Annotated in this window: 16 protein-coding genes and 1 pseudogene; 1 reads left to right on the forward strand and 16 read right to left on the reverse strand. The window is 44.6% G+C overall.

What is annotated here, in order from left to right; all coding sequences use genetic code 11:
* Positions 1–58: 58 nt before the first annotated feature.
* From LI015_RS23930 to LI015_RS24005, 16 genes are all read right to left on the reverse strand, one after another.
* Entirely contained in the window at positions 59–220 is a 162-nt protein-coding gene (locus LI015_RS23930) for an SHOCT domain-containing protein (RefSeq protein ID WP_002571330.1), read from the reverse strand.
* Positions 221–231: 11 nt separating this feature from the next.
* Positions 232–642: a recombinase family protein gene (locus LI015_RS23935; RefSeq protein WP_002571331.1), complete on the reverse strand. Its 411-nt coding sequence runs from the start codon at positions 640–642 to the stop codon at positions 232–234.
* 51 nt (positions 643–693) lie between these two features.
* Entirely contained in the window at positions 694–1,083 is a 390-nt protein-coding gene (locus LI015_RS23940) for a type II toxin-antitoxin system PemK/MazF family toxin (RefSeq protein ID WP_002571332.1), read from the reverse strand.
* Between the two features lie 944 nt (positions 1,084–2,027).
* Positions 2,028–2,438, reverse strand: coding sequence for a sigma-70 family RNA polymerase sigma factor (locus tag LI015_RS23945; RefSeq protein ID WP_002571334.1), 411 nt, complete (start codon positions 2,436–2,438; stop codon positions 2,028–2,030).
* A gap of 2,639 nt (positions 2,439–5,077) precedes the next feature.
* Positions 5,078–5,368 carry a hypothetical protein gene (locus tag LI015_RS23950; protein WP_002571337.1) on the reverse strand — a complete coding sequence of 97 codons (291 nt, stop codon included), beginning with the start codon at positions 5,366–5,368 and terminating at the stop codon, positions 5,078–5,080.
* Positions 5,344–5,937 (reverse strand): class I SAM-dependent methyltransferase, encoded by a 594-nt coding sequence (locus LI015_RS23955; RefSeq protein ID WP_002571338.1) that lies wholly within the window; start codon positions 5,935–5,937, stop codon positions 5,344–5,346. The genes LI015_RS23950 and LI015_RS23955 overlap by 25 nt, the downstream gene beginning before the upstream one ends.
* The gene (locus tag LI015_RS23960; RefSeq protein ID WP_002571339.1) at positions 5,934–6,746 is read right to left on the reverse strand and encodes an ABC transporter ATP-binding protein; all 813 of its coding nucleotides are present in this window, start codon (positions 6,744–6,746) and stop codon (positions 5,934–5,936) included. Before LI015_RS23960 ends, LI015_RS23955 begins: the two co-directional genes overlap by 4 nt.
* Positions 6,743–7,789: a FecCD family ABC transporter permease gene (locus tag LI015_RS23965; protein WP_002565657.1), complete on the reverse strand. Its 1,047-nt coding sequence runs from the start codon at positions 7,787–7,789 to the stop codon at positions 6,743–6,745. The genes LI015_RS23960 and LI015_RS23965 overlap by 4 nt, the downstream gene beginning before the upstream one ends.
* Positions 7,789–8,973: a nitrogenase component 1 gene (locus LI015_RS23970; protein WP_002565658.1), complete on the reverse strand. Its 1,185-nt coding sequence runs from the start codon at positions 8,971–8,973 to the stop codon at positions 7,789–7,791. The genes LI015_RS23965 and LI015_RS23970 overlap by 1 nt, the downstream gene beginning before the upstream one ends.
* 39 nt (positions 8,974–9,012) lie before the next feature.
* The gene (locus LI015_RS23975; protein WP_227126508.1) at positions 9,013–10,338 is read right to left on the reverse strand and encodes a nitrogenase component 1; all 1,326 of its coding nucleotides are present in this window, start codon (positions 10,336–10,338) and stop codon (positions 9,013–9,015) included.
* Positions 10,335–11,111 (reverse strand): nucleotide-binding protein, encoded by a 777-nt coding sequence (locus LI015_RS23980; protein WP_002565660.1) that lies wholly within the window; start codon positions 11,109–11,111, stop codon positions 10,335–10,337. Before LI015_RS23980 ends, LI015_RS23975 begins: the two co-directional genes overlap by 4 nt.
* 40 nt (positions 11,112–11,151) lie before the next feature.
* Positions 11,152–12,273: an ABC transporter substrate-binding protein gene (locus tag LI015_RS23985; RefSeq protein ID WP_002565661.1), complete on the reverse strand. Its 1,122-nt coding sequence runs from the start codon at positions 12,271–12,273 to the stop codon at positions 11,152–11,154.
* Between the two features lie 1,452 nt (positions 12,274–13,725).
* Positions 13,726–14,076: a DUF6176 family protein gene (locus LI015_RS23990; RefSeq protein ID WP_002565662.1), complete on the reverse strand. Its 351-nt coding sequence runs from the start codon at positions 14,074–14,076 to the stop codon at positions 13,726–13,728.
* 236 nt (positions 14,077–14,312) lie between these two features.
* Complete coding sequence (locus LI015_RS28890) at positions 14,313–14,588, reverse strand: MptD family putative ECF transporter S component (protein WP_319638742.1); 276 nt, start codon at positions 14,586–14,588, stop codon at positions 14,313–14,315.
* A gap of 58 nt (positions 14,589–14,646) precedes the next feature.
* Positions 14,647–16,368, reverse strand: coding sequence for an ABC transporter ATP-binding protein (locus tag LI015_RS24000; RefSeq protein WP_002565664.1), 1,722 nt, complete (start codon positions 16,366–16,368; stop codon positions 14,647–14,649).
* Positions 16,365–18,110, reverse strand: coding sequence for an ABC transporter ATP-binding protein (locus tag LI015_RS24005; RefSeq protein WP_002565665.1), 1,746 nt, complete (start codon positions 18,108–18,110; stop codon positions 16,365–16,367). The genes LI015_RS24000 and LI015_RS24005 overlap by 4 nt, the downstream gene beginning before the upstream one ends.
* Before the next feature lie 285 nt (positions 18,111–18,395).
* Between LI015_RS24005 and LI015_RS24010 the strand changes: the two are divergent.
* Positions 18,396–19,217, forward strand: a pseudogene (locus LI015_RS24010) (IS110 family transposase); the annotation flags it as partial.
* Positions 19,218–19,270: the final 53 nt, after the last annotated feature.

Genomic DNA, 19,270 nt, shown 5'->3' on the forward strand with positions numbered 1-19,270 from the left:
CTTTGTTCTCCTGTTAGCACCACATAATACCATAAGTTTTCAGATATATCTAGTGTTTTTACCCATATACTTTCGACAATTCCGGAGAAAATGTTTCCCGGTTTAAAGCATCGATTTTTTTGTATTCCTCCTCTGTGATAAAGCCATTTTCCAGCATCAGATTCAACAGTTTCCGGGCTACACTATACCGGACTTCGTTTGTTTCTTTTTTCTGTCCCATGAGCCTGCCTCCTAATGAATGGATAAATTCGGACTGTCTTCCGGTACCGCTAATGCCGAGTCCTTTAACACAGAAGTGCAAAGCACTTCAATCTTCCCCTGTTCCGGCGAATAAGTCTCCACATCAAAGTTCTGTAAAAACTCTGCATAAGCAATGATATCCTTTGCATTGCGGCTCAAGCGGTCGGGACCGCTCACCACCAGAATATTCACACATCCCTGTGATGCCGCATCGGTCAATGCCTGGAGTCCGGGCCGATTCATATCCCGGCAGGAACCGGTGTCCTGGGAATGTCCGATTACCTCCCATCCCATGCGTGAGGCATATTCGGTTAGCTTCTGGTCCTGCCGCTTCAAGCTCCCATACTGGTCCTCCGGCGCATCAATCCGGGTATATATCCATGCTTTTTTCTTTTCGTTCATAAGTTCCTCTCCCTCCTATTCTGGACTACAACGTTCAATCGAACTTTAAATCTATATTTTCGTTTTGGCTCCTTTTGCCGCTTCGTAATTCTCCGTCATGCTAAGGCCGATACTGATTCGCAGCGCATGATCCACCTGCTTCATATCCTTTTCCGTCAATCGTCCTATGTACTCCCGCAGACGGATATGGTCGATGGTCCGGATCTGCTCCAGAAGTACAACGGAGTGCTCTTTCAGGCCGCAATGGTTGGGACTGATTGGGACATGGGTCGGCAGCGGATGCTTGTCCTGCCTGCTGGTTACGGCCGCTACAATTACAGTTGGACTGAACCGGTTCCCCATATCATTCTGGATCATCAGCACCGGCCTTACGCCGCCCTGTTCGCTGCCGGTTACCGGTGTCAGGTCTGCATAGTATAAATCGCCTCTTAAAATATTCACTTTGATTCTCCCCTCTCCTGCCTAATTTTCTGGAAACAAAAAAATCCCCTCACTCGTATTTAGCAAGGGGATGAAACTCTATGTAGTTTTTCCAGTTCTCTTTTAAAGCCGGACTTTACTCAAGGGATATTTTTTCTGCTCCTTTCGATAATCCTCCCACATCTGTTTCCAGTCGATGCTGTCGCGTTTGCAAGAGCTGTGATTGGACGATTCTGCTCTCCCAAATCGAATATACATTGCCATGGTCCTTTTGTTACCATCCCTCATGATTTGCTTCCTCCTCTGATGGTTTATTCTTTCTATACCACAACATATCTGAATTATCCTAAAACAGCTATCACAATATCCAATAAAAATGGATGGTATTCTTAGCCAATCTGACAAAAGCTCACTGTTTCGATAAACTGTATCTGATGGCGGCGGTTAAAAAAACAGCCGCCGCCACACAGTATAAAAGCGTACTTGTTCTTCATTTCATTTTTATTTGATACATCATGCTCCTATTCGGCACACCTCCCCGGAGCCTGGCAGTCGATTACAACCGGCCCTGGCAAGGCCGTCATGGGCACAGCTTCTTTTGCTGCCCCAGCCGGGATCTCCGGCTGCCGTCCTCATTGCGTGATCCCTCGGTCAAGAGGGGCTGTGACTGGACGGAAGTATCATCATAGGCTGCCCAGGTCATGGCGGGATGGCCCGGCCACGGGCCATTTTCAGAACAGAAAAAACCGCTCTGCACCTTAGATATGATTGGATTGGCAGGACACTAGAGAGCCTGCAGGTGGTCGTGGCGTATCTTTCTATGCCGCTTTCGCTTTCGCGCTGAACAGCTAACGTATCGTAATCGCTGGATATGAAATTTTCAAGGAACAACGGGGACTGAATAAGCCCCTTCACTCCTATAAAGGAAAAAGTGAAGGGGCTCACAACCTCAGAAAACAAAAAATTTATTCTATTTTTTCACGGAGCTTTCTCAGAAGCCGTTTCTTCCGCTTACTCACTGCCTGCTGGGTAACTCCGAGACGGGCTGCCAGCTCGCCTTCCGTAATCCCAGAAAAGAACAACGCATCAATTAACAGCCGTTCCTCCACGTTCAGTTCATCCAGCGCCTGGTACAGCCTGCGGTTATCCTCAGCTCGGATTATTTCCTCCTCAATTCCCGGAGCCGAACGGACCACATGATATTCCGCACTCACGCCTTCCTCCTGAAACCGTTCCAGCGACATCTCGATCTGCCGGATGACACGATTCTGATATCGTTCCGCCTCACGTGCTTTATGATAGGCATAATAAACTTCTCGGCTCACTTCCACACGTTCTCTCTGTACAATAATGGTATAAATCCTTTCTTCCGCCATAGGGCTTGTCCTCCAATTCTTAAAATATGAAATGAAGAACAAATCCGGAGGTGAACGACACCTGGTATTTTGAACAAAAATGCAAAGAAAATGCTGATTGAGTAAATTATCAGCCCTGGATTCCTGCCTTTTTTTCTTATCTTTTGTCTGTTTTAAATACATTCAATTTTCAAACATTAGACATCTCTACATCTAACAGAAGCAGCGAAAAACCAACATATCAAACTTCCCGTACATCAGCTGTACTCAAGGAGATCTGTTCTTTATGACCATGTCAGTAAAACCTGTTCATGTTTTTTATCTACTAAATCCAATGTATGAAAAATGACCAACCATTACAAATAAGGTAAGGTGCTCAAATTAAACTTTTTTAACTACTATATAAATAAGCCACCTACCTAATTATATTTCCTATTTATTATCGATTCTTTTATATGTCAAAATCACATTCATTAACATTTTAAAAACCTGTTTTTTACTCTAATCTATTATTTATAAAACTTGAATAACGGTATAACGATCGCTCAGACTAAATATTAACAAATAATGCATCTCTGCAAACTACTATATAATCTTCATAATAAGATGACGAATTCTATATTTTCATATTACTTTTTAACAAACAGAATAACTTTTCGTAGTTAAATTATTCTGTCTCAATCTACACATATAAATAGAGTAACAGGACACCATAGCTCCTGTAAGCTGACAGAGAAGTCTTTTTTCTATACCAATTGCCGTATTTGCGCTAGACAGCTAACGTAGTGAAATCGTTGAATATAAAGTTTTCAAGGAACAACAGGAACTAAACAAGCCCCTTCACTCCTATAAAGGAAAAAGTGAAGGGGCCCACAACCTCATATAACAAAAATTTAGTTTTATCACGGAGCTTTTTAAGTCTTTTCTTAATGCCTACTCACCATCTAATGGGTTATTGGAGGGTAGTGTACCTTTCATTATCCCTGTAGAGGATAGTCTTTTATTTAACAATTGCTCTTTTAAAAATTTGATAAAGTCTGTAGTTATTATACGGATTATTTTATCCTGCATTCCCAAAGCTAAATGCAAATACGTAATTATAATTTTTTATTTTAGAATCATTCCAGCCCAGAAACTTTCTCTGGCTATGGAGTTCTAAAATAGTATTTTGTTAAGCAAGGCACTTATAAATCATTATATTTAATAATAATCTTTGTTGCGCAATATATAAATGTATAAAATCTCAAAATTATGTATATATCAACCTTTTTACTCATACCAATGTCTTCACAAATAAAAATAATTTTTGTAGAGCAACCTGGTAATTATCAAGAAAAGCAGTATAACCTTCCCTACTATTATGGGATAATACTCCTTGTCTATTGACCAAACCAGCACTACACTTGCTCTCCAAATCATCTAAAACCTTTTATTCCACACATAAAATAATCCTCCTTTTTATGTACTTGTTTCGACCATAAAAATTCGTAACGTTGTATAAATGATTCCATAAATTTTTTTATCTTCCAATAGATTTTAAAACATCCATTCTTCTAAATTCAGTTAGCATCATACCATCCACAACAATAAAAACTGTCATATCAATAATAAGCGAAATGGCAAATACGCTATATACACCAAATCCGGCAATATAAGGCATGATGATAGGCCGCAGGTTGTAGATGGCTATCTGGCGAAAAATAACCAGAACACTCGCGTAGCTCTGCCAAGAGACTGCATCAGAGGCAGAATCACAGTTCAGACTCCCAACAAAATATATTACAGTAGAAACAGACGGAAATCTCTTACTCCCAGTTCCACTACGGACGGCGTTGTAATAAACAGAGAGAGAATTGTCTTCGGTACTAACATAATCGTCAGTTAGCAAATAAACACTAATAAAATTGCTGTGATTGCAAATACTTTCGTAATATCCTTTACCCTGTCGCACTGTTTTGTATTGTAATTGGTTCCGAACGCTGGCTGATATACCTGAGAAAGTCCTATAAAGGAATAAATGCAAAAGGCACTACCCGGTATGCCACGCCGAGTATAATCTGCCATGTATCTCCGCCATGCTGCGCCGCAAGATTATAAAGTACAGTTTGCTGTACCAGTATCGTCACCTGCATCAGCATCGTAGAAAAACCTACTCCAAATGATTCCCGAGAAAAGCGTTTTTTCAATGCGAATTGCATTAATTCTTATTTTTTCGCTTAAAATACCAAAGAGAAGCCATTGCATACGCGATCTGCGAAGCCACCGTTACATATGCAGCTCCATCAATTTTCATGCCATAACGTTTTGAAGTAAAATGAACATCAGAGCTTCCCCAGAATATGATTTATTGGAAACTATTCGTGCAATTTTAAAAATCGGAGTGTTTGCCTTTAAAGGAGCATACTGACGTGATCATGGGAAACGGATAGTTCAGTGAGGCTGTGTTAATAGATTTGATCGTGCTCAGCCAAACTCTCCCGTCCCCATTATGATCAATATTGCCAGATATATAAGTGGTCATTAACAGGATTAGCTGGAGTCATCTGCACCACTTTGGTCATTGTCTTCCCTCTTTTCTGAACTTGCTAATTGTGGCTTCGGCGCTACGGGAATGAATCACAAAACAACCGTTCCAAGCAATTTTACGAGGAGTCAAAACATTACTGTTTAGTGTGAGCATAGCTAACGGAGCTTTCTATAATTTTGGATACCTTGATAGCAGACACTAACGGTACAGATATGCATCCTGTAGTATTCTTATCTTGTTGCCAATCTTCAGCACTGGTCATCACAAATTTATCCATCGCGCGTTCCCACTTATCCTGACGAACATAAGCGCGGATATTTGATACAACCTCTCCTATCTCGTAAAAAAAACAAAAAACTCCATCGGTGTCGGGCAGTGCTCCTGAAACGATGGAGTTTTCTATTTTTTTACTTCCAACCAACATCCTTTGGATATATCATCCTCGATAATGACGCGGTAATCCGACAGCATGGCCTGACGGGCAAAGGCATCGTAATCTTCAAGAGTATATTGGCGGGGGGAAGTTGTTCTATCTGAAGCAGACATGGACTCATAGATCCTGCGGCGCATGGTTTCCGGCATATACCGTCCGGCACCCACGCCCACAATGGCACATCCACCAGGCTTCAGTACCCGATAAATTTCAGTTATTCCCTGAACGGGAACCGGCCAAAAGCCGATAGAACCACGACACATGATAAAATCCGCCAGATTATCCCGTAAAGGCAGTTTTTCCACATCAGCGCACAGGGTAGAAATTCGGTTATCCACCCCCAATTCAAACAGGCGGCTCTGTGCGGTCCGAAGCGCTTCGCCGTCAATGTCCACCAAAATCAGGTCCATTGCTGTTACTTTTGCCAGCTCAACCGCCAGATTTCCAGGTCCTGTTCCAATATCTAAAGCCACACCGGCAGACAGATTGTAATCGTCCAGAAATTGCTGTATCAGGAGCGGATACATTGGTTGCATAAAATCATAGCTAAACGGAATCATGTTATTCCACCTCCTCTGCTGTGAGAAGCAATACGGTAAGGAAAAATGGTCTGGTGTTCCTGGCCATCTGCTTGAAAAGAAACAATTTTGGAACGTACAGAAAAGAATCGCTCAATATTTTCCTCGTTAAGCAAATCCTTTGTCGCACCAAACAGTTTTTTCTGTCCCAGTCCCAGCATTAGAGTCTGATCCGATATATTAAGGGCATGATTTGGAAAATGCGTGTTGATCAGGCAAGCGGTGTTCATTTCACGCGAAGCACGCTCAATGGCATCCAGAATGCGAAGTTGGTTTTTCATGTCCAGATTCGATTCCGGCTCATCTAACACCAAAAGCTGAGGTCTGGAAATTAGCGCTCTGGCGATCATCACCATCTGAAGCTCTCCTCCCGAGAGCTGATTGCAGTATCGGTCAATAAGTTTCTGACACCCTAGCAAGTTCAGAAGCTCCTCTGCCTGATCGTACTGCGATTGATCAGGAACCTTAAAAAAGTTTTGGCTCGCGTTCAGGCCCATTACCACCATGTCGAGCACACGGTAAGAAAACACGCTCCGCTTCGCCTGCGGTACATAGCTGAGCACTTGCCAAAGTTCCTTTTCTTTATAAGTCCGCAGGGGTTGGCCCGCAATAAAGGTTTCCCCTTGCTTCCAATGGAGAAAGTCCATAATGCATTTGAGCAACGTGGTTTTTCCAACTCCGTTTGGGCCCAGAACCGTCATGACCTTATGCTCTTCCAGCTCGAAGGAGATATCGGACAATATAGACCGGCTGTTGTAAGAAAAGCAACCGTTTTTTACCTCTAAAATCATGTGGAACCTCCTGAAGTCTTTCGTAGCATCCACGCAAAAAAAGGCGCTCCAATGATCGCGGTTAGAATGGAAAGCGGGATCTCCGCCGCGGTGGCAGTACGGGCAATAGTGTCAATCAATAGCAGGTAGAGTGCACCAAGAAGCGCGCTGGCTGGCAATAATGCACGATGGTCATTGCCAACAAGCATCCGTCCAACATGAGGAATAACCAAACCGATCCATCCGATCACACCGCACAGAGAAACCGTCACACCGGTCATCAGTGTGGAAAGCACGATAACAACAGAGCGCAGACGATGAACGTTGACCCCCAACGAACGAGCCTCTTCTTCATCCAAAGACAGAAGATTCATTTTCCAGCGCAGCGTCAGAAGGACTGCAATGCAGGGCAGGATGATCACGCACGAAACGATGATATCTTTATAAGAAGAACTGGCCAGACTTCCCATCAACCAAACTGTAATGGCTGGCAATTTTTCCTGGGGATCCGAAACATATTTAATAAGGGAAACCAGTGCGTCAAACAATGCCTGAATAATAACACCCGAGAGTACCAGAGTAAACAACTCCGTCCGACCATTTACTTTTGAAACCAGAAAAACCATAAGTACAGCCAGCAGTCCAAACGTTAAAGCGGAGCCCTGAATAATGAGGGTGCTGGTAGACAGGAGAATACCTAAAGAAGCTCCAAAACCCGCGCCGGAGGAGACCCCCAGAATGTCCGGGCTAACCAGCGGATTCCCGAAAATAGCCTGATATGTAGCTCCCGCCACAGAAAGCCCCGCGCCAACAATCATCCCCATCAACAGACGTGGAAGGCGTGAGCCCAGAATAACACTAACCCCAAAAGGATTCTCCGCCTTCAACGCCTCCAATGCCTGTCCATCCCGAAAGAGGGCTACTCCCATAATTCGGAAGGCTTCCAAAGGAGGCACCGAATAGCGCCCCACACATAACAAAATCAGAAACACGCCGGTCAATGCCATCGCCAACAGCAATACCATAGCACATTGTTTCGCTCGACTCAGTTGCGCACTTCTCATCACACGCCCTCCTGTAAAGCGGCATCCAGCAGTTCCAGGAACTTATCACCAAAGGGGCAGACCTGACTGGTCCATCCAAGGCGACTGGAGACTGCGACATGAGGAAGTTCCACATAACCGGTGGGGCTGTCGACCCAATCCAATTCTCGGAAAAAGCCATCACCGATAACCAAATCATAGCGCCCAGAACGAATTCTTTCTTCAAGCTGCGCTTCGCTGATATGAGCCTGATCTCCAGAACGCATCAGCTGCTGGTCTGCGTCAAACAGGGTGCAAACGTCCACGGAAGTAAATTCTCTATCCAGTTCTAGGGATTCCCGCACACTGTTTGCCATAAGCTGTTCACCGATGACCAATGCACAAAGCCCTTCATATTTTTCAACAGTCTTCTCCTCTGCTTCCTGAACAGGAACCTCGGATAGGAGATTTTCTAACTGAATCAGGAACCGTTGCAAGGGTTTCCGGCCAGAGAAACTTCCCGCCAGCCAGGACATTGCATACTTGCTCTCCAAGTATCGGCAGACGGGCAAGGCTGAAACCGTAAGAGCAATGTTGCAGGCCGCGCTTACACTGCCGCTAATCTCCTCCAAAGTGCTACCCATAGCCCATACAGAGCAAACAGTGAATCCTGCATCTTCCAAAACCTTGCGAAGGACATCCACATTCCGCTGATGGGTCAAGTCCAAAGGAGTGGCTCCAATGAGATTTACCGAGCGAGGAAGCACGTCTGTCCGGTGTTCAGGCAAAAAGGTTTTAGCCAACCTCAAAAGCGCCATTGAAACGCCGCGATCGTAAAAATCCGTCCCTTTGGTAGGAAAACTCATTGCTTTCTTGCCTGTTCTGTTTTCAACCAATTTGGCAAGAGCACGATAATCCGTTCCTAGCACGGCAGGAGAAGGACTACCTAGCAGTGCAAAAAACTTGCTGTCCAACCATTCATCTGCAGAAAGAAGTTTATTTAAAAAGATGCTATCATCTCCGAATACTGCCTCGGCGTCATCTAAATTAGATGTAAACACCCGGCTGCGCTGGTCAAACCATCGAGGTTCATCATAACCAGTGTAAGTGCCTGTGCATCCACCCGCATCATGGATAGCTAAAATACCACCCAATTCAAACAGAGTGCTACATACGCCAGAAAAATCCGGAGACAGCGTGGGTAAAATCGAATAAAAACCTCGCATAGAGAACCTCCTAACAATTGTTTATGAAAACAAATGGCTTTACACCACAAGTCCCTTGGTGTAGAGCAAAGCCCGGGCAGAAATATCACTGTTCAAAGCATCCTTCACGCCCTGGAGGAGGGCAGTAAACGCCTCAAAACCGTAGTGTTGGTCATCAGCGTCCAATGTAAACAATTTTGAAGACGGGCACACATAGGAGGCGGAAAAACCAATTGTAACATCGGCTTCTTCCGGGACAGCTTCCGCCATAGACATACTCGGATGATAGCTGGTATATACTGGCACATCGGGAAAACTCTGCTTCAACTGAGCGATCGATTCCCATTCATATTCCATAATAGCATCACTGAGCAGGAAGCTGATCTCCACTCCACATAGAGCCAGTGCCATGGCGATTTCAAAGGGAGAGCCGTTAACTCCAATTCCAACGCCTACCCGCAAGCCTTTCAAACGCCTCCGCCACTGAGAGATACTATCCATGCAACTCTCGTAGCAGGACTGCCAGGAAACTTTTCGTTCCAGGAAGGTCTCCAGCCCTTCATAGCCACGGCGGATCCCTTCCGGATGGTAGCGGATGAACTCTTTATGCCAGGGAATACCCAGATGACGCTCCATCTCCTGGCAGGCGACCCGACCAAAGGGCTTGATGAGCAAATTGTGACTGCTGTGTCGCATTTCCATAAACTGCTCAAAGGTCTGGCAAGCGCTGAGCTGAAGCACCTTTTCGAACCCCGCCTCATTCATCAGGGAGAAAAACTCACTGTTCGGATTAATAGGTGAAAAGTGTCCAACCACATTGAGCGTGTCTTTCGGAACACGCGTATTCTTCTCCTTACAGAGAAAATCATAAAGACTGCGCTGTATATTCAGAGCTGGTGGCATACTGCTATTGGCTGTGATGGGATTCATGTGGCAATCCACAAAGGGCAACCCATACCGTTCAGTTAGACGGAAACACAGATTTTTGTAATCAGAGGCCAATAAATCATCGATACAGGAGGCACAGATAAAGAATGCAGGAGGACGCTTCGGTAGACAACTCAGAATGTCTTCTACAACAGCAGGAATGCGGTCCATATGGCTACCCAAGACCAAATCTTCCTCGGTAATATCCATGTAACGAATGCGGCTGCGCAATCCCAGCTGTACGCTGGAAACGGAGCCATGTCGGCCACAACCATGCGGTGCCACGAACAACAATACACTTTCCGGTACCAGCATCGCGGTTCGGACAATTCCCCATCCTCCCGCACTGGGTGCGCTGTAATGAAGGCAGGGTCCACTGACCACTTTGCCTTTAGTGCCCAATTCCGGCGCGGCAGGGTCAAGATTCGCGATTGTCAGGTGATATAGTTCTTTTTTCATACAGCACCTTCCTTCTGTTCCTCTACAGGTACCATAATGCGTTTGGCGATGTCGATGATGGTTTGAGAAACAGGAAGTTCAGAATCCATCTGGACCACGGTCATGTTTTGCTCCTCGGCTCTCTGAATGTCTGAATCTCTCGGGACAACACCAATAATCTCTGTTCCAATCCGCTGCACAAAATCCTCAACGATGGCAACCTCATCGGGGACATTTCGACAGTTAAGAACAATTCCGCGGAGCTTAGCATAACCGCGTTCCTGGAAGTTGTCCAAGGCCTTCTTGATATTGGCGGCAGCATATAGCGCCATTTTCTCGCCAGAGGTCACAATCACCACCTCATCAGCATATCCCTGTCGAATGGGAACTGCAAACCCACCGCATACCACATCGCCAAGCACATCGAAGAACACATATTCCGGGGCATAAACCTGAAATGCATTAAAATCGTCCAGAGTATCAAAGGTCTTGATAATGCCGCGACCAGCACAACCACTTCCAGGCGTGGGGCCACCGGCTTCCACGCAGACGATCCCCCGATACCCCTTGACAGAAATCGCATCAAGACTGGGGCAAAGTCCGCCGTATGCCTGCAGCACGTCCATTACCGAGGTAAGTTCCTGACCTGCTCTCAAATTTAAAGTGGAGTCCGCTTTGGGATCGCAGCCTATCTGCATGACCCGTTTGTCCATTCCTGCAATCGCCGCGGCAATGGATGAGGTTAGGGTGGACTTCCCAATACCGCCTTTTCCGTAAAACGCAATCTTTCTCATAAATTCACACTTCCCCGCATAAAGTTTAAGTAAGTTTTATTTAATTCTGAGTATCACCCAAAATCTCAACCACCATCTCATCTGTCAGCGTGAATCCGTACATCTCCTGATAAAAGTCACGCAGTTCGGTCTCCATATCCATATCGGCAAAAAGCTCAGGATGCTGGATTTTGGCCATCCATTTGATCGTCAGAGGGGTTTCAACTCCAGGGGGATCCCAGCGGTATCCACCGATAGGAATTTTATAGACCTCGCCTTCCTTGACAGCCCGAACAAGGGACCAGTCCTGACCTTCCAGCTTGTTTTCCAACAAGTCGGAGGGCTGCAGATCGGTGAAGTTACCGATATATATGATCTCAGGGTTCCACAAATAGATCTGCTCCATATCAACATTCAGCTCTTCGCCAGACAGGTCTGCCGCAGGATTGATGGCACCGCTGTTGTCCCATAAGTAGTAGCCGAATCCCTGACCAGCAACCTTCAGATTGTCGGAAAGCTGTAGGATGCTTCTGAATTCAGAAGTGTTCAGAGTGGCAACTCTATCACTTACCTCCGCCACCTGAGCATAGAAATAATCGATCAACTCTTCTCCGCGTTCTTCCTGCTGATACAGAGAGGAAATAATGCGAATCCAAGTTTCCAAATCGTCCATAGTGCCATATTGGAGTGCAATGACCTTCAGACCTGCGTTTTCCATCTTTTCGATCTCTTCGGTCATATAGTTCCACTGAAAAACCACATCGGGTTCCAGCTTCAGTAACTCCTCTATATTGACTACGAAGCTTGTGTCCACCCAACTTGTGTCAACCTTAGCCATAGTAGGATACATATGCCGCAGCGTACTATCTTCGTAGGCAATCACGGAAGAAGGATTACAACCGACCATGTAATCATTATTCCCCATTACAGCGTAGAAGATATAAGGGAATGGCATGATTGTTGTAGCCAGCCTCTGGGGTGGTTCATCAAATTCAATGGTGCGTCCCAGCTGATCAGTGATCACAATTTTATCACTCTCTTGCACGGATCTATCCTCTTTATCAATTGTCTGAGTGAACAAATCCTCTGCTATCGAAGTTTCCATCTGTCCTCCACCGGAGCAGGCACACAGAGATAATCCCAGTACACACGCCAATAACAGAGATAATACTCTTGTTTTCATCTATAGTCCTCCTTCTGTCAATCAAATGGTTAGTTTAAGCTAACCATTCTGTTAAAAAAGTCTCTCACTTGGAATACGAAATATAACCCCCATAAGTTAGTCTATACTAACTTTTTTGACTTTACCACTTCCATCCAAAAATGTCAATACCTAATTTCGTTTTTGACCAAATATCTAATATATCGGCGCACGAATGAATTCTACAAAACAATCCTGGAACCGTCCAAAAAACTCGGGATAGCAACATTTAAGAACGTGGCATCTCTATAAGGGAAATTATCATGTTGTCAGATTATATAAAAATTGCTTACTTTTATTGATTTCAGCAACGCAAAATATACAAACCAGAGCAGCAATAAAAACTCCTTACTTATACTGGCGAGTAGTTTTGCTTATATGTGGTTGGCAACAATTGTATGATTCTTTGAAGTTTATTTATTTACTATGTTAGCTCTGTCATTGACAAACACAGCGCTCATTCTCTGTGCTCTCAAGTCTCTTATGTCTGATATATGGATATTTCCATCAATCATGTTGGCAATTGCTTTTTTATTTACCGATTGTTTCATAGCCCAAAGGTACGAAGACGTGGTAGCAGAAAATACCGTACTACGAGAAGGTCCTCACAAAAATGCGATTTTCCAAACATTATATTAGGTTGCCAAGAACAGCACAATTCTCTTTTTTGTATCCAAGTTTCTGTGCTCTTGCACAATAACGCAGAAACCATCAATGGACTTCATCATGTCGATGCAGACACAGACAATGTAGATCTTTCCAGACCGTAGATATCTCCTAACACGGCAGCATCCTCAGTAACTTGATTGTATGTGTAAGGAGAATGGGATCTGTATTATTCGTGAGCCAGATTATAATACCATTTACAATAACCTCGATCATATGTGAATTGTCAAAGTTCAATGGAGTCTGCTACTGAAATGCTGCAGCCGATTCCAGAACTGCATCCGAAACTATATCAAGGCTACATCCTGTTTAGGCAGAGGAGTCTCATGATGACCATAATTAGGTTCCAGAATATCAGTGGATTCTTTACAGCATTTGCTAACCCAATTGTAAAAAGTACTTAGCGCAATGCCTTTTTTATGACACCAGTCAGTGCGACATTCATTAATAAGTTTTATCTGTTCCTGCATAAGAACACGTTTGTTATGAGTAGTTGTCATAACCTATACTCCAAAATGAGTCAAACAAGTTGAGCGCTAAACTTGTTGACTGTTTTTTGAATTATTATGGGTATGCTATCTCCAGACTTCAACTGCAATTGAAAGGTCTTTTACAATGTTCCAAAGAGTAAAGTGTATTTATTTTTCTGAGGATATCTGGCAACGGTATAAACTCTTCTAAATGATATTTTCGCATCAATCACCGTAGTAGCTTTTGCACATAATCAAACAACGGACCATCGCAAAAAAGGATGATCCGTTGTTTTTATCATTTTTTCGAATGAAACACAGAAAAATCTCCCAAAGCCAAGACAGGACTCAATTGTGTACAATCCTCCAAATCGACACAAACGCTCATGTATTCCATGTGTTTTGCATCCAATGGATTGCCGCTGTTTTCTGCAATCTTGGCGGCATAGTCCAAGTCATCGGCCAATACAAACATATAGGCATATGCGGCCCCATTTTCTTGATTAAAAAAATAAATCTCCAAATGCTCTTTTTCATTTTTTAGTGTTTTATTTCCTTCCTCCTGATGTTCTTGAAGAAAAGCAATCCACTCCTGGGCTCTTTCTTCCTTGCCATCTTTGATTCTCATACGCCATAACACAATATCCATGGAAACACCTCTTTCTGTATTGGTTTTAACTCTTTGTTTGATATGTTTTCTTCCCTCTCAGAATGAAAAACAATATTTACAGCGCTCTTCCATAACCCTCGGAGCATGTATGAGCACAGTTTTTCACTGCTACTAGCCACTTTCAATGCGTCAGACAAAATAGCCAGATGTACAATGTGATATTCGTACAGCCCCATATTCTTTAATAGCAACCGCATCTTCTCTACTCGCTCCTCCTACAAAGGTTGCATCAAATTTCTTGGTATTATGACAATGTCTCTGTTTCCATAAAATGTTTCACTGAGTAACCCGATAAACATACAATACGGGGCAATAAACCAGTTGCCAAACATAAAGAAGCAGGGACCAAGGATAGTATTATAGGTCAGAAGGACAAATCTTTTATTTTCCCTGCTAACCATCCGCATGTAAACCGGAGTACTGAGGAACATGAGAATTTTAACGGACAGCACCCTGTTTAGAAAACCATTCACTATGCAGATGGTATCCACAACGAACTAAATACTAATAAGCATCGTGTTCAAAAACAGTCACCCCGTCCCCTTTACGCTAATATTGGAATTCTTCCGTCAGTTTTGCTTTCTCCACCAAATTGTTATAGGTTGGAGAAGTTTTGAGCAGTTCAAGATGAGTACCGGACGCCTCCACTCTGCCGCAGTCGATCACCACGATTTTATCTGCATTTTCAACGGATTTGAGACGGTGGGAAATAATGACAACGGTCTTATCCAGAATGAGGCGGTTCAAGCTGTCCTGGATCTTTTTTTCGTTTTCCACATCCAAAGAGGCTGCAATTTCATCCAGAATGATAATAGGTGAATCTTTCAAAAAGGCTCTGGCGATGGATAGCCGTTGGCGTTCTCCTCCGGAGAGTGTTGCTCCGTTTTCTCCAATCATCGTTTTGTACCCTTCCGGAAGCCTCCGAATAAATTCTTCGCAGTTGGCCAATCGTGCCGCCTGAATGACCTCCTCGTCTGTGGCCGTCTTTTTCCCAATGCGGATATTTTCCAGAACAGATGCATTAAACAACGTTACATCCTGGAAGACGATGGCTATCTTTTCAAACAAGGATTTTGTAGAGATTTCTTTGATATCCAGCCCGCCGATCCGGATGCTTCCGCTGTCATAATCATAAAGTCTTGACATCAGACGCAGGATACTGGTTTTCCCGCAGCCAGACACCCCCACTAAGGCAGTCACTTCGTTTTGCTTCGCGGCGAAACTGATATTCTTGAGCACTTCTGTATCCTTATCGTAAGAAAAAGACACCTGATCAAATTCAATATCATAACTTGAGATTGTCTGATCCTTGCCCTGCTGTATCTTTGTCTCCCGAATCTCCCGGATACGTTTGCACATGGAATCCAGATAATACAGCTCTGCCACATTCATGCTGACCGCTTCTACGCTCTCCCTCACCTTAATGGAGGCCAGTACATATCCCAGAAAGTACAGGATATTGATCTCTCCTGTATGCAGCATTTGGACGCCTATGAGGATTACAAGAACAAAGGCAAATTGCAGAATGACATTCGAGCACAACATAGGAATACCCGCTGAAATCTCTGCACGAAGATGGATTTTCTCACTTTCTTCCATCTTTTGATAAAGAGTCTGCCGGATCTTCTGAGTCAAGCCAAAGCTCTTGATTTCCTGCTGATTTTCAATGGCCTCCTGAAAACTCTCAGAGTTGTCCCGGAGCTTTTGATAATGTTTGAATGACTCCCGAATCTGAAGGTTTTTCGACAATAAAAGAAGCCCGAATCCAAGCAGAATCGGCAGAATGATAGCAAGCCCCAATTTAACATTGCCAAGGAGCAGCAGAACCGAAAGCAACGGAAAAAAGAACAGGAATCCCACTGCCTTTGCCATAGCGTGACTCATAGCATGCTCAATAGCTGCCACATCCGCCATGATGGTTTGCGCCAGATCCGAAAGGTCATGCCTGGAAAAGTAAGATAAGGGCAACTTGGTCAGAATATCTGCAATCTCCGTGCGAAGATTCGCGCTCTCCTGGTAAGTGGTGTTATACAGTGCATCATATTCAATTCGGAGCAGAATCCACATCACAGCCAGAACCAGGATAGATCCCCACAAATACAGCCCTGTTTCCTTGACATTGTTCAACAGCAACTCATCCACCAGGAGAAGCAGCAGCATTGCGGGGAAAAAGTTAATCACATAGGCAAAGAAGGAGGCCGCGCTGGCCTTTTGCAAATCTTTGGCCCCCTTGTCGGTCAGGGCAAAATGCTTTTTAAACAGTTCTCTCATCTTACAACCCTCCATTCATTTGCCTGTTCATAGAGCGTTTGATATTCTCTGTACTTGGTATCGGTCGCCATCAACGCCGCGTCCGTTCCTCGCTCTACTATTTTCCCGTCCTCCAAAACCAGAATTTCATCCACATTTCGAATGCTGGACAGCCGATGTGCAATCATCATGACAGTCTTTCCCTTCATTAAGTGAGCAAACGCCTTTTGCAGCTCATGCTCATTCTCCGGATCGATTGCCGCGCTGGCCTCGTCAAGGATCACGATCTTCGCATTCTTTAGCATTGCCCGTGCGATTGCAATCCGCTGCTTCTCACCGCCCGACAGGTATACGCCTTTGGAGCCAATCACCGTATTTTCCCGATCTTTGAACTTATCCAGAATGCTGTCACAACCTGCCTGATACAGCGCTTCCATGACCTCCGTTCTTTGAGCGTCTGGGTTCGCCAGACGGACATTCTCGTAAATACTGATGCGAAACAAACGGACATTCTGGAACACAAAGGCGATATTGCGGATTAAGGCGTCCTCTGTATAGGCTTCGATGGACTCTCCCCCAATCTTGACCGCTCCTCCATCCACTTTGTAAAAACCAGAAATCAATTTGGCAATCGTGGACTTTCCTCCTCCAGAAGATCCCACCAGAGCATAACTCCTTCCTTCTTTCAGAGTGAAGCTAACATCCTCCAGCACCATCTGGTCTGTATACCCAAAGCATACCCGTTCAAATTCAATGTCATAGTTTTTGAATGTGCTCTTGTTTCCAAATATAAGCCGATCCTTTTGCATATCTGAAAACACCTGCTCCAGTTTCTCAACCGCCGAAGTTCCCATGAATGCATACATACCTACATACATCACTTTCATAAAGGCGGTAAACAGGACTCCGCCCAGGAATAACGTCATAATGAGCTCCACCGCCAACACAGCCGGGTCTTGAATTCGATTCAGCGTTAAGGCTGCCACTGAAACGAGTATGGCAATAAAGCCGAATAGAATCAGCTGGAATAACACATATGGCCTTCGGCAGCTCATGGAATAGTTCAAGGCATGCCGTGCATAATCCGTGATTGCCCGATGCAGCGTCTTGAAAGATGTAGCGTCTATGCCAAAAATCTTGAGTACCTGTATCCCGCGTATGTACTCCACGGTCTCGCTGCTCATTGTCTCCAGCGCCTTTTGGTAGATTTCCATAAACTTCTTTTCCCCGGTCATCAGGACAAGGAGTACGCCACTCAGTAGGAACAGAACCAATAGAACGATGCCTACCCGCAGACTGATCAAAAAGCCCACCACAAGCGCCAAAAACGGTGTCAGAATTGCTCCGGCATTGTCAGGAATCAAATGGGCTACAATAGAATGCGTTTGGGCGGCGTTGTCATCAATGAGTTTACGTGTCTTTCCCGATGAGTTCAGATCAAAGTAGCGGAAGCTGGCATTGGTCAGGCCGTCAATCCCACGCTTGCGCAAGTTGGTCTCCAGCCGGAAGCCCAACATATGCGTCAAAAGCACGGCCGCAAAATACAAGAGCGAACCGCCAATCAACAGCCCTGCAATCAGGAACGCATTATATTGAGCATGCCCCATATCTTCGTCTACCACCAATCGTTTCAAAAACTCATAGAGGTAGTAATAAGCGCCTACATTGAGCAATGTGGATACCACCGTCAGGCCGATTGCAAAATAGGCCAAAGGTCGCTGCTTTGGTACATAATATAGCAGTTTTTTGTATACCCCAAACATAGATACTCTCCTCCTAATATATAAGTGTATGGTTTCAGTACCCAACAGCCAGTTGGGACTTAATCCTCTCATTGTTTAAGCTGTATAATGATTAGGCATCGGTCTGACAGAGTTCTCCTTGGACCATTAGCGTCCGTTAGAAAGCCAGTCAGCCAGCCTGTCATTGCAGCCGTTCGATTTATGCAGGTTGAACTACCACACCACGTTCGTTTGATACCCCAGGAGATTGAATCGGCAATGAGGAATGCTGGAATCCATGCAAATTCACTTTTGGAGGTACGTAGAATGTACAACGCAGTAGGGATTGATGTCTCAAAAGGCAAGAGCACCATCGCAGTTCTGCAACCCGGCGGCACTGTAATCCGCAAACCTTTCGATGTTTCCCATACATCCCAGAACCTCAATGAACTTGCAGATTACCTTGGTTCATTAGAGGGCCCATCCAAAATCGTTATGGAATGTACGGGCAGATACCATGAGCCCATGCTTAAGGTTCTGTACGAAGCCGGATTATTCGTTTCCGTTGTGAATCCTCACCTAATCAAAAACTTCGGCAACAACTCCCTGCGCAAGGTCAAATCTGACCCGGCAGATGCCCGCAAGATTGCACGCTATACTCTTGACAACTGGGCAGAACTGCGCCAATATTCAGATATGGACGATACACGTACTCAGTTAAAAACTTTAAACTCTCAATTCAGCTTTTTTATGAAGCAGAAGGTTGCCGCAAAAGCAAACCTGATTGCCCTGTTGGATAATACTTATCCCGGTGTTAACAAACTCTTTGACAGCCCGACACGTGAGGACGGAAGCGAAAAATGGGTTGATTATGCTTATTCTTTCTGGCATGTGGACTGTGTCCGCAAGATTGGCTTAAAAACCTTTACGGAGCGCTACAAGGCTTTCTGCAAGAAGCACCACTACATCTTCCAACAGGACAAGCCCGAAAAACTGTTCAATGCCTCAAAGGAATTGGTTGCCGTCTTTCCAAAGGAGAAGACCTATAAGCTGTTGATCCAGCAAAGCATCCAGCAGTTAAACCTTGCTTCCGGACATGTGGAGCGTCTCCGTCAGGAAATGAACGCGTTGGCATCCACCCTTCCTGAATAATAATCTCTCGGAATCTCTAAGCCAGTAAATATAAGGCTTTCAGATTCCTT

The sequence above is a fragment of the Enterocloster sp. 210928-DFI.2.20 genome, from assembly GCF_020554465.1.
GTDB classification, from domain to species: Bacteria; Bacillota; Clostridia; order Lachnospirales; family Lachnospiraceae; genus Enterocloster; species Enterocloster bolteae.